The following is an 11,945-nucleotide window of genomic DNA, read 5'->3' on the forward strand; positions in this document are numbered from 1 at the left end:
GGCACAGCATGGCGGGGTCGGCGCGGGGGCCGAGGGGGTGTCCGGGACGTGGGCCGCCGTAGGATCCACGGGTGACCTCGCGACCGGACCAGGACCACGCCCAGCCCCTCGTCGGAGTGCTCGGAGGGGTCGGGCCGCTCGCCACGGCGTACTTCCTCCAGCTCCTCGTCGAGCTCACGGAGGCGGAGCGCGACCAGGACCACGTGGACGCCGTCGTGCTCAACCACGCGACGATCCCCGACCGCACGGCGTTCATCCTCGGCCGCTCGGACGCGGACCCGGGCCCGGTGCTCGCGCGCGACGCGGAACGGCTCGAGCGCTTCGGGGCGGACTTCCTCGTGATGCCGTGCAACACGGCGCACTACTTCACCCAGCAGGTGCTCGACGCGATCAGCGTCCCGTTCGTGTCCATCATCGACACGACGGTCGACGCGGCCCGGTCGCGGGTCGCGGACCTGCGCGCGGTGGGTCTGCTCGCGACGGCGGGGACCGCGGCGTCGGGCGTCTACCAGGACGCCTTCGCGCGTCACGGCGTCGACGCGCTCGTCCCGGACGAGGCCGACCAGGCGCTCGTCTCGCAGATCATCTACGAGCAGGTCAAGGCCGGCCGGCCGGTCGACATCGAGACGTTCCGCGCCGTCGCGGGCCGGCTCGTCGAGCGGGGTGCCCAGGTGATCGTGCTGGGCTGCACGGAGCTGTCGGTCGTCGCCGTCGACCACGACCTGCTCGCCGACCCGCTCTACCTCGACTCGACCGACCAGCTCGCGCGCGCGACCATCCGCCGCGCAGGGCACCGCGTCCGCGGGGCCTGACCAGGCCCCTCCCTCGACGGACCGGGCCTCTGCCTCGGCAGAGAGGCTCGACGCCGGGTCAGCCCAGCTCGCTCGTGCCCGAGTACAGGTGCAGCACGGGGACGTGGAGCTCCTCGCGCGCGCGGGAAGCCCAGTCGGTGTGGAACGTGTCCTCGACCGCGTGCGGGTAGGTCACGACGACGATCTCGCGCACGCCGTCCGCGGCGACGGCCTTGTGCAGCGCGGGCAGCGGGTCGTCGTCGACGACCGAGCCGTCGGCCTCGCGCCCCGCCGCGCGCAGCTCCGCGACGCTGCGCTCGAGCTGCTCGCCCGCCGTCACCGTCGCCTGGACCGGCGAGGGCTCGCGACCGAGGACCTCGTCCCACGCCTCCTTGAGCTCGCCCACGCTGAGGTGGTCGATGATCCCGGAGATCACGTTGCGCTCCGTGTCCGCGGGCACGAGCACCCGGTAGGCGAGCTGCTCGTCCTCGTGCAGCGACAGGATGTGCTGCACGTCGGCCGGGTTCAGCGTGTCTTCGGTCAGGACGAGGATCGTGTCGGTCACGCGGATCAGCCTATCGGCAGGAGCCAGCGCGCGGCGGTCGTACCGGCGGGGGAGCCGGGCCGGTCCTCGGGGCTGTGCAGCAGGTGCGCGAGGCGCGCGCCCCGGGGCGGGAGCGCGGTCGTGCCCGACGGCGCCGCCCCGGCCACGATCCGGCCGGGCCCCTGCCCGACGACGGTCGGCGTCGTGGTGACGCACAGCTCGTCGACCAGGTCCGCCGCGAGCAGGTCGCCCAGGAGCGTCGGCCCGCCCTCGGTGAGCACGCGGGCCAGGCCGCGGTCGGCGAGCGCGGCGAGCCCCGCGGCGAGGTCGACGGCGGCGTCCGGCCCGGGCGAGGTGCCCTCCGCGTCGTGCCCGACGACGAGCACCCGGTCTGCGGGCACGGCGCCCCTCGCCGCGGCCGCCCCGGCGGGGCCGGTGAGCACGAAGGGCGCACGGTCGCCGCGGGCGAGCGCCTCGGGGACTCGGCCGGTCCGGGTGACGATCGCGAGCTCGAGCGGCGCGTCGTGCAGGTGTCGTAGACCGCGCGGCCGGTCGAGCGCGGTGTATCCCTCCGCGCGGGCGGTCCCTGCACCGACCAGGACGACGTCGGCCAGCGCGCGCAGGACGCGGAAGACGCGCCAGTCCGCGTCGTCGTTGATCGACCCCGAGCGGTGGTCCGGGCCCCACGCCGCGCCGTCGACGCTCGCGACCATGTTGGCGCGCACGACGTGCGACCCGCGTGCGGGCGGGCCGTACGCGTAGAGCGCCGCGAGGCGCTCCTCGCGCGCGTCGGGCGGCAGGTGCTCCGCGGCGGGGAGCAGGACGTCGAGCGGGGGCAGGTCGGTGCGCCCGGCCGGGGTCGCCGTGGTGGAGGTCACAGCGGCCAGGTTAGCCGCAGGCGTAGGCTGGATCCTCGTGACTGCGCCCGTCGCCGGCGGCAACTCGGCCCCGGCAGCCCTCCCCGGCACCGCCCGCGCGTCGGCCCCCGACGCGACCCTCGACGTGCCCGGACGCACGCGCGCCCTCGCCGACGTCCGCCCGTCCGTCCCGCCCGCACGCCTGCTGGCCGACCTCCTGCCGCCGCGGCACTTCGCCGACGCCCGCTTCTCGACCTACCGCGCGAACCCCGCGTACCCGAGCCAGGCGCGCACCGTCGCGCGGCTCGAGGAGGTCGCGGCCGCCGTCGTGAAGCCCGCGCGCAAGGGGCTCTTCGGCGGCCGCAAGCAGACCGCGCCCGCGGTGTACATGGACGGCGGCTTCGGCGTCGGCAAGACCCACCTCCTCACGTCCCTCGCGCACGCCGTCGGCCTCGACGCGAGCGCCTACGGCACGTTCGTCGAGTACACGAACCTGGTGGGCGCGCTCGGCTTCCAGGCGACGGTGGACGCGCTCGCGACGAAGAAGCTCGTGTGCATCGACGAGTTCGAGCTCGACGACCCGGGGGACACCGTGCTCATGTCGCGCCTCCTGCGCGAGCTCGCCGACCGCGGCGTCGCGCTCGCGGCGACGTCGAACACGCTGCCCGAGGCGCTCGGCGAGGGCCGCTTCGCGGCCGAGGACTTCCTGCGCGAGATCCAGGCGCTCGCGGCCCGGTTCGAGGTGCTGCGCGTCGACGGCGAGGACTACCGCCACCGTGCGGTGGTCACCGACTCGGCCCCGCTGCCCGAGGACGCGGTGCGGGCCGCGGCGGTGGGCCGCCCCGGCACGACGCTCGACGCGTTCGACGACCTGCTGGCGCACCTCTCGCACGTGCACCCCAGCCGCTACCGTGCGCTGCTCGACGGCGTCGAGGTCGTCGCGCTCACCGGCGTGCACACCGTGACCGAGCAGTCCGCCGCCCTGCGCCTCGTCGTCCTCGTCGACCGCCTCTACGACCGCGACGTGCCCGTGCTGCTCGCCGGGTCGGGCGACTACACGGGGGAGCGGAGCCTGTTCACGGAGGAGATGCTGCGCGGCGGGTACCGCAAGAAGTACTACCGCGCGCTCTCGCGCCTCGGCGCGCTCGCCGAGGACGGCCGCGCGGTCGCGCGCGCCTCCGCCTGACGGCAGGCCCGAGCGGCACGTCGCCGTCCGGGCGGCTCATGTCGCGGCGAGGCGCTCCTTCTCGACCTCGATGTCGAAGTCGGCCGGGGGCCAGCCGAGGTCGAGGCGGCGCAGCGCGTCGAGCAGGAGCTCGCTCACCGCGAGGCGTGCGAACCACTTGCGGTCGGCCGGGACGACGTGCCAGGGCGCGGCCTCGGTGCTCGTCCGGTCGAGGACGGCCTGGTAGGCCTCCTGGTACGCGGGCCACTTCTCGCGCGAGTCCACGTCGTTCGGGTTGTACTTCCAGAACTTGTCCGGGCGCTCGAGGCGCTCCATGAGCCGCGCGCGCTGCTCCTCGTAGGACACGAGCAGCGCGACCTTGACGATGGTCGTGCCCGCCGCGACGACCTTCCCCTCGAACCGGTTGATCTCGTCGTACCGCGCCTCCCAGACCTCGGGCGGCACGAGGCCGTCGACGCGTGCGACGAGCACGTCCTCGTAGTGCGAGCGGTCGAAGACGCCGATGTACCCGGGGTCGGGCAGGGCGCGGCGGATGCGCCAGAGGTAGTGGTGCTTGCGCTCCTCGGGCGTGGGGACGCCGAACGACCGGTGCGCGACGCCCTGCGGGTCGACGAGCCCGACGACGTGCCGCACGATGCCGCCCTTGCCCGCGGTGTCCATGCCCTGCAGGACGAGCAGGACCGAGCGCGACCCGCCCGAGCGGCCCTCCGCGAACAGGCGCTCCTGCAGCTCGGAGAGCTCGTCCGCGTGCCGCGCGACGAGCGCCTGGCCGGCCGCCTTGTCGCCGGCGAACCCCGGCGTGGACCCGCGGTCGAACGCCGCGAGGTCGAAGCCGGCGGGCACGCGCAACGACTCCGTGGGGGCGACCTCCCAGTCGGCGTCGAGCGTCGGCACGGAGCCTGAGCCGGACCCCGAGCCCTTGCCGTGCTTCTTCTTCGCCTTCTTCGTCGTCGACATGGGCGTGAGCGTAGTCACACCCAGGACAGGACCGCGACCGAACGCGCGGGCAGGTCGACGTGGCGTCGGTGCACGCTCGTCGCCGGGTCCCACGCGGCGAGGACGCGCGGCGTGCCGCCGAGCGCGAGCCGGAGCCGCCGGGGCTCCGCACCGAGGTTGACCGCGACCGCGACGGTCCGGCGGTCCACGACGAACGCGGGACCGCCGCGCGGGGCCGAGGTCGCCGCCGGCTCCTCGCCCGAGGCGTCGTCGTCCACGCCCCCGGGGCCGTGCACGCGCACGACCGAGAGGTCGCCCGAGCGGACGTCCGGCCGCGACCGCAGCGCCACCAGCGTCCGGTACCAGGCGAGCAGCCGTGCGTGCTCGCCGCGGTCGCGCTCGGACCAGTCGAGGACGCTCGCGTCGCGGGTCGCCGGGTCCTGCGGGTCGGGCACCGGCGCGCCGTCGCCCCACCCGTGGTCGGCGAACTCCGCCGCCCGCCCGCGCCGGACCGCCTCGGCGAGCTCCGGCTCGGCGTGGTCGGTGAAGAACTGCCACGGCGTCGACGCGCCCCACTCCTCGCCCATGAAGAGCAGCGGGGTGAAGGGCGAGACCAGGACGAGCGCCGCGGCCACGGCGAGCCCGCCGCCGTCGAGCGTGGCCGACGTCCGGTCCCCGAACGCGCGGTTGCCGACCTGGTCGTGGTTCTGGGCGCTCACGACGAACGCGTGCCCGTCGGTCCCCGCCGGGACCGGGTGGCCCCACGTGCGGCCGCGGAAGGTGGAGTACGTGCCGTCGTGCACGAACGCGCCCGTGAGCGCCTTGCGCAGCACCGCGACGGAGCCGAAGTCGACGTAGTAGCCCTGCCGCTCGCCCGTGAGGAGCGCGTGCACGGCGTGGTGGACGTCGTCGGCCCACTGGGCGCGCATGCCGCGCCCGCCCTGCTCGACGCCCGTGACCGTGGCCGGGTCGTTCTCGTCCGACTCCGCGACGAGCGTGAGCGGCCGTCCGACCTCCTGCTCGACGCGGTCGACGCGCCGGGCGAGCTCGGCCAGCAGGTGCGTCGCGGAGTCGTCGACGAGGGCGTGCACGGCGTCGAGGCGCAGCGCGTCCACGTGGAACTCGACGAACCACCGCTCGGCGTTGTCGATCACCCACTCGCGTACCTCCCGGCTGCCCGGCCGGTCGAGGTTCACCGCCGAGCCCCACGGCGTCGTGTGCGCGTCGGTGAAGTACGGGCCGAACTCCGGCAGGTAGTTCCCGGACGGCCCGAGGTGGTTGTAGACGACGTCGAGCACGACCGCGAGACCCCGGGCGTGGGCGGCGTCCACGAACCGCTGCAGGGCGCGCGGGCCCCCGTAGGGCTCGTGCACCGCGTACAGGTGCACGCCGTCGTAGCCCCAGCCCCGCTCGCCGCCGAACGCCGCGACGGGGAGGAGCTCGACCGCGCCGACGCCCAGGTCGACGAGGTGGTCGAGCCGGTCGATCGCGGCGTCGAGCGTGCCCTGCGGCGTGAAGGTGTCCACGTGCAGCTCGTAGACGACCTCGCCCCGCATGTCGCGGCCCGCCCACGCGTCGTCGGTCCACGCGTACGCCGCGTCGAACGTGCGGCTCGGACCGTGCACCCCGTACGGCTGCCACGGGCTGCGCGGGTCCGGGCGCCCCGGGCCGCCGTCGACCGCGAAGCCGTAGTCCGTGCCCCACGGCAGCTCGTGGTCGTAGCCCCACCAGCCGGGCACGTGCGCGCCCACGAGGCGCAGCGGGAGCCGCTGCGCGCCCTCGAACGTCCCGGAGCCCGGCTCCGGCAGGAGCAGCTCGACGCTGCGTGCCGTCGGCGCCCACACGACCGGCCGCGGCCCGGGCACGGCGAGCATGGGGGTCGACCGGGGCGGGGGGACGCGGGTCGTGGGGACACCGGGCACCTGGCTCGTCGGGTCGGTCGTCACGGCGCGTCCCCCGCGGGCTCCCGGGCCTCGCCCGTGCGCGCGACGGCGGCGCCCGCCGCGTCGCCCGGGTCGACGAGGAGCGCGACCGGCAGGTCGGCGAGCAGGTCGGCCACGCGCACCGTGCCGGACGCGTGCTCGCGCCCGGTGAGCACGTCGACCCACGCCCCCGTGCCCTCGGGGAGCGCGACGACGTGGTCGCGCCACCCCCCGAGCCGGTCGACCGTGCCCGCGAGCCGCGTCGCGACGGTCACGACGCGCGCGACGCCCGTCTCCGCGCTGCCCGGGGTGGTGCGCGCGAACGCGAGCGCGCACGGCGTCGACGACGCGACGGGCGCGTACCCGGCGCCGTCGCCCACGAACGCGTCGGCCAGGGCGCGGCGCAGCCGCAGCGCGTGCGCGGTGACGAGCAGCTTCTCGTCCGCGAGCGTGCGGGCGGGCGCCCCGCCGTCGAGCCGCGCGAGCCGTTCGGTCAGCGCCCCGACGTCCACCGGGCGGCGGTTGTCGGGGTCCACGAGGGTCGGCGCGTACGACTCCGCGCCCTGGTACACGTCCGCGACGCCGGGCGCCGTGAGCCGCACGAGCGTGATCCCGAGGCTCGCCGCGCGCAGCTCCTCGTGGTGGTCGCGGGACCACCGGGCGAACGCGCCGGTCACCGCGGGGTCGGCGAGCGCGCGCCGCGCGAGGTCCGCGACGGCCTCCTCGTAGGCGACGTCCGGGCTCGTCCACGACGTCGCGACCTTCGCCTCGCGCAGCGCCTTGCGCAGGTAGTCGACGAGCCGGTCGGGGGCGACCGCCCCGCCCGCAGCCGCGTCGGAGAGGTCGGTCCCGGTGCCGGCGTCGGGCAGCCACGTGCCCGCCACGGTCTGCCACAACAAGTTCTCGGCGAGGCCGTCCACGAGCACCCCGCGGTACGGGGCGGTCGCCGCGCGGACCTCGTCGACGAGCCGTGACCAGCCCGCCGCGTCCTCGGACAGCACCCCGAGCGCCGCGCGCGTGTCCTCGCCGCGCTTGGTGTCGTGCGTCGACCCCGCCGTGAGGGCGTGCGGCGTGAGCGCGGCGAACCGCTGCGCGAAGGCGTGCCAGTCGTGCACACCGAGGCTGAACCGGTCCGGCTCGCCCCCCACCTCGCACAGGCTCACGAGCTCGGTCCACCGGTAGAACGCGGTGTCCTCCACGCCCTTCGCCGTCACCGCGCCGCAGACCTGCTGGAACCGCACCACGAGCTCGTCGCGGCGCGCCTCGCGGCGCCGTCCCGCGCTCCCGACCTCCCGGCCCAGCACCAGGCCGACCACGACGTCGAGCGTCTCCGCGCGCTGGGGGTCGAGCCGGGCGCGAGCGCGCGCGGCGGCCTCCTCGACCGCACGCACCGCCTCGTGCCGCGGCGGGGTGCCCGGCACGACGTACGCCCGGTAGCGGTCGAACGCGACGAGCAGCTCGCGCAGGCACTGGTGCAGGCCGCGCCACGTGTGGTCGCGCAGGCGCGGGTCGTCATGGCAGACGGCGGCCGCGAGGTCGGTCAGGCGGTGCAGCTCCGCGTACAGCGGGCCCGCGACGACCTCGCGCTTCGCCTCCTCGACGAGCGCGCCCAGCCCGCCCGGCGCGGCGCCCGTGAGGCGCGTCATCACCGCGTCCAGACCCGACCGGCCGCCGGGATCGACGAAGAGCTGCTGCAGCCGCCACGCGACGTCGTAGCCCGTCGTCCCGACCGTCGCCCAGTCCGGGGGCACCTGCTCCTCGCCGGCGAGGATCTTCTCCACGACGACCCACGCGCCGTCGGTGCGGTCGGCGAGACGCTGGAGGTACTGCGCCGGGTCGGCGAGGCCGTCCGGGTGGTCGATGCGCAGGCCGTCGACGGTCCCGGACGTGACGAGGTCGAGCACGAGCGCGTGCGTCGCGTCGAGCACCTCCTCGTCCTCGACCCGGACCGCGACGAGCGACCCGACGTCGAAGAAGCGCCGGTAGTTGAGCTCCTCGTCGCCCACGCGCCAGTACGCGAGGCGGTAGTGCTGACGCTCCACCAGCTCGGTGAGGGGCAGGTCCTCCGTGCCCGCCCGCACGGGGAAGACATGGTCGTGGTACCGCAGCACGCGGCGCGGCCCCGGCGACCCGGGGACCTCGACCTCGTCGAGCGCGATCTCGCCCGCCGCGAGCACGTCGCCCAGGCGTGCGCCGAGGACCGGCATGAGCACCGCACCCTCGCCCGCCGACCAGTCGACGTCGAACCACCGGGCGTACGGCGAGTCGGCGCCGTCCTCGAGGACCGACCACAGCGCGTGGTTGTGCCACGCGGGCGTCGGCACCGCCATGTGGTTCGGCACGACGTCGAGCACCAGGCCCAGACCCGCCGCCCGGGCGCTCGCGGCGAGACGCTCCAGGCCGTCGCGCCCGCCGAGCTCGGCGCTGACGCGCGTGTGGTCGACGACGTCGTAGCCGTGCGTCGAGCCGGGCGCGGCCTGGAGCACGGGGGAGAGGTAGAGGTGCGTGACGCCGAGGGAGGCGAGGTACGGGACCTGGCGCGCGGCGTCGTCGAACGTGAGGTCGGGCCCGAGCTGGAGCCGGTACGTCGAGACGGGGACGCGGGGCGGCGTGCCGTGCGCGCCGGTCGCGCCGGCTGCGCCGACGGTGGGGACGGCGGCCGTCATCGCAGCGGCGGGCGGGTCAGGACGATGACGCTGCGGCCCGTCACGGAGACCGTGTCTCCCGGGTGCAGGGCGTCGCCGACGTCGACCGTGCCGTCGGTGTCCAGCACGACGTCCCAGCCCTCCCCGTACCTCGCGGGCGGCACGGTGAACTCCAGCGCGTCGGAGTGCGCGTTGAGCAGCAGGAGGAACGAGTCGTCCACGATCGGCTCGCCGCGCCGGTCCTGCTCGGGGATCGCGTCGCCGTTGAGGAACACCATGACGGTGCGCGCGTACGCGTGGTCCCAGTCCTGCTGGTCCATGCGCGACCCCGTGATGTCGAGCCACTCGATGTCCGGCAGCTCGTCGTCGGCCGTCCCGGAGCCGCCGCGGCCGAGGAAGAAGCGTCGCCGGTGCAGGACCGGGTGGTCGCGCCGCAGCCACACCACGCGACGGGCGAAGTCGAGGAGCGCGGCCCGCTCGTCGTCGAGGCCCTCCTCGCCGCCCCAGTCCATCCACGTGATCGCGTTGTCCTGGCAGTAGCCGTTGTTGTTGCCGCCCTGCGTGCGCGCGATCTCGTCGCCGTGCGCGAGCATCGGCACGCCCTGCGAGAGCAGCAGCGTGGCGAGGAAGTTGCGGCGCTGCCGTGCGCGGAGCGCCCGCACGTCCGGGTCGTCCGTCGGTCCCTCCACGCCGCAGTTCCACGACCGGTTGTGGCTCTCGCCGTCGTTGTTGTCCTCGCCGTTCGCGTCGTTGTGCTTCTCGTTGTACGACACGAGGTCGTTGAGCGTGAAGCCGTCGTGCGCGGTGACGAAGTTGATCGACGCGATGGGCTTGCGGCCGCCGTGCTCGTAGAGGTCGGACGAGCCCGTGAGGCGGCTCGCGAGCTCGGGCAGCGTCGAGGGCTCACCGCGCCAGAAGTCGCGCACGGTGTCCCGGTACTGCCCGTTCCACTCCGTCCACAGCGGCGGGAACCCGCCCACCTGGTAGCCGCCGTCGCCGAGGTCCCACGGCTCGGCGATGAGCTTGACCTGCGAGATCACCGGGTCCTGCTGCACGATGTCGAAGAACGCCGAGAGGCGGTCGACCTCGTGGAACTGCCGCGCCAGCGTCGCCGCGAGGTCGAAGCGGAACCCGTCCACGTGCATCTCCGTCACCCAGTACCGCAGCGAGTCCATGATGAGCTGGAGCACGTGCGGCGAGCGCATGAGCAGCGAGTTGCCCGTGCCGGTGGTGTCGAAGTAGTGAGCCTCGTCGCCGTCGACCAGCCGGTAGTACGCCTTGTTGTCGATGCCGCGGAAGCTCAGCGTCGGACCGAGGTGGTTGCCCTCGGCGGTGTGGTTGTAGACGACGTCGAGGATGACCTCGATGCCCGCCTCGTGCAGCGCCTTGACCATGGTCTTGAACTCCATGACCTGCTGCCCGCGCGTCCCGTACGCCGCGTACCCGTTGTGCGGCGCGAAGAAGCCGATGGTGTTGTAGCCCCAGTAGTTCGACAGCCCCTTCTCGACGAGCGTGGGGTCGTTGACGAACTGGTGCACCGGCATGAGCTCGACCGCGGTCACGCCGAGCGTCACGAGGTGCTCGATCACGGCGGGGTGGGCCATCCCGGCGTAGGTGCCGCGCAGCTCGTCGGGCACGTCGGGGTGGAGCATCGTCATCCCCTTGACGTGCGCCTCGTAGATCACGCTGTCGTGGTAGTCCCGGTTCGGGGGGCGGTCGTGGCCCCAGTCGAAGTACGGGTTGATGACGACCGAGACCATCGTGTGGCCGGCGGAGTCCTCGTCGTTGAGCGGGGGAGCGGTCGCGGGTGCCTCGTCCGTCCCGCCGCCCTCGGGGTCCTCCTCGGGCGGTGCCGCCTCGCCGCCGTCGGCGAAGCGGTAGGAGAACAGGGACTCGTCGCCGTCGACCCGCCCCTCGATCGCCTTCGCGTACGGGTCGAGGAGCAGCTTGGCCGGGTTGCACCGGTGGCCGTTCGCCGGGTCGTACGGCCCGTGCACCCGGTAGCCGTAGCGCGTGCCCGGCCCCTTCCCGGGCAGGTAGACGTGCCAGACGTGCGCGTCGACCTCCTCGAGGTCGACGCGCGTCTCGGTGCCGTCGTCGCCGAGGAGGCAGAGCTCCACGCGCTCCGCGACCTCGGAGAACAGGGCGAAGTTCGTCCCCGTCCCGTCATAGGTGGCGCCCAACGGGTAGGGGTGGCCGGGCCAGGTCTGCATGCCCTCGAGGATTCCACGCCCCCCGGGTCGCTGTCGTCGCAGGAGGCGCCCGACCTCACGTGACAGGGGACACGTGCACAAATAGTGTGCCAAGCGCGCGTCGATCGTGGGTCGGGTCGCGCGGCCGTCTCACCGCGTCAAGCCCTGACCGCGCCGCGCCGCGGACGGTCGTGCATCGCGGCGTCGGACCTGGTAGACCCGTGCCATGAGCACCCACGCAGACCACCGCGACGACCTCAACGAGTCGGACGTCGCCTCCGCACGACTGTCCCCGCGCCGCGAGGAGGAGGGGGAGGCCGTCGGTGACGTGCTGACCGGTGGGGACGCGACCAAGGCCCCGCAGTCGCTGTCGGAGAACGAGCGCCGACCGATCGACGGCGCGTCGTCGGGCACGTCCTGGGACGACCCCGACGAGCTCTGAGCGCCGGTCAGTCCACGCGCGGCAGCCGGTCGGCGTCGACCGGGATGAGCCGCGGCATCCCGGCCGGGGCGACCGCGCTCAGCGCGAGGTAGCGCGCCTCCGCCCGGTGGAGGCGGATGTGCTCGTCGACGGTCCAGTCCGGGCCGTTCGTGAGCGACATGCCGCACGAGCAGTCGATCGTCACCCGCCCGGCCCCCTCCTCGCGGACCTGCCCGATCGTCACGTGCGCCGAGCGCGCGTCCGCCTTCGCGCGGCGCATGCTCGCGCTGACGGGTTCGGGGCGCGTGGCCTCTGGCGACGGGTTCGGGGCGGGTGCGGCACTCACAGGTCCCGAGCCTAGGGCGTGTCCGGTGAATCGCGGAGCCAGAGGATGATCGCGGCGATGGTGAGTTCGGAGCGGTAGTAGGCGGCGCGTTTGGTGAAGCGGGTG

General features: G+C 74.7%; 10 protein-coding genes. 3 read left to right on the forward strand and 7 right to left on the reverse strand.

Features of this window, described 5'->3' with window-relative positions; translation table 11 throughout:
- Nucleotides 1–71: 71 nt before the first annotated feature.
- Complete coding sequence (gene cuyB, locus ACZ402_RS19340) at nucleotides 72–812, forward strand: cysteate racemase (RefSeq protein WP_375825675.1); 741 nt, start codon at nucleotides 72–74, stop codon at nucleotides 810–812.
- A gap of 58 nt (nucleotides 813–870) precedes the next feature.
- Here cuyB and ACZ402_RS19345 read toward each other — a convergent pair whose 3' ends face one another.
- Both ACZ402_RS19345 and ACZ402_RS19350 read right to left on the reverse strand, forming a co-directional pair.
- A complete protein-coding gene (locus tag ACZ402_RS19345) occupies nucleotides 871–1,356 on the reverse strand; it encodes a hypothetical protein (RefSeq protein WP_375825674.1) in 486 nt (161 codons plus the stop codon).
- Between the two features lie 5 nt (nucleotides 1,357–1,361).
- Entirely contained in the window at nucleotides 1,362–2,213 is an 852-nt protein-coding gene (locus ACZ402_RS19350) for a dihydrofolate reductase family protein (protein WP_375825673.1), read from the reverse strand.
- Nucleotides 2,214–2,250: 37 nt separating this feature from the next.
- Between ACZ402_RS19350 and zapE the strand changes: the two genes are divergently transcribed.
- The gene (zapE, locus tag ACZ402_RS19355; protein ID WP_375825672.1) at nucleotides 2,251–3,378 is read left to right on the forward strand and encodes a cell division protein ZapE; all 1,128 of its coding nucleotides are present in this window, start codon (nucleotides 2,251–2,253) and stop codon (nucleotides 3,376–3,378) included.
- 36 nt (nucleotides 3,379–3,414) lie between these two features.
- On the opposite strand, the gene ACZ402_RS19360 is transcribed toward zapE, so the two are convergent.
- The 4 genes from ACZ402_RS19360 to glgX all read right to left on the reverse strand — a co-directional run bounded on the left by ACZ402_RS19360 (nucleotide 3,415) and on the right by glgX (nucleotide 11,094).
- A complete protein-coding gene (locus tag ACZ402_RS19360; RefSeq protein ID WP_375825671.1) occupies nucleotides 3,415–4,335 on the reverse strand; it encodes a PPK2 family polyphosphate kinase in 921 nt (306 codons plus the stop codon).
- 14 nt (nucleotides 4,336–4,349) lie between these two features.
- Nucleotides 4,350–6,188: a malto-oligosyltrehalose trehalohydrolase gene (gene treZ / locus ACZ402_RS19365; protein WP_375825726.1), complete on the reverse strand. Its 1,839-nt coding sequence runs from the start codon at nucleotides 6,186–6,188 to the stop codon at nucleotides 4,350–4,352.
- Between the two features lie 68 nt (nucleotides 6,189–6,256).
- Nucleotides 6,257–8,902, reverse strand: a complete 2,646-nt coding sequence (gene treY, locus ACZ402_RS19370) for a malto-oligosyltrehalose synthase (RefSeq protein WP_375825670.1) — start codon at nucleotides 8,900–8,902, stop codon at nucleotides 6,257–6,259.
- Nucleotides 8,899–11,094, reverse strand: a complete 2,196-nt coding sequence (glgX, locus tag ACZ402_RS19375; protein WP_375825669.1) for a glycogen debranching protein GlgX — start codon at nucleotides 11,092–11,094, stop codon at nucleotides 8,899–8,901. The genes treY and glgX overlap by 4 nt, the downstream gene beginning before the upstream one ends.
- Before the next feature lie 205 nt (nucleotides 11,095–11,299).
- Here glgX and ACZ402_RS19380 point away from each other — a divergent pair, with 205 nt between their 5' ends.
- Nucleotides 11,300–11,515 (forward strand): hypothetical protein, encoded by a 216-nt coding sequence (locus ACZ402_RS19380; RefSeq protein WP_087471935.1) that lies wholly within the window; start codon nucleotides 11,300–11,302, stop codon nucleotides 11,513–11,515.
- Nucleotides 11,516–11,522: 7 nt separating this feature from the next.
- On the opposite strand, the gene ACZ402_RS19385 is transcribed toward ACZ402_RS19380, so the two are convergent.
- Complete coding sequence (locus ACZ402_RS19385; RefSeq protein WP_375825668.1) at nucleotides 11,523–11,840, reverse strand: hypothetical protein; 318 nt, start codon at nucleotides 11,838–11,840, stop codon at nucleotides 11,523–11,525.
- Nucleotides 11,841–11,945: the final 105 nt, after the last annotated feature.

The organism is Cellulosimicrobium sp. NPDC030954 (assembly GCF_055571305.1).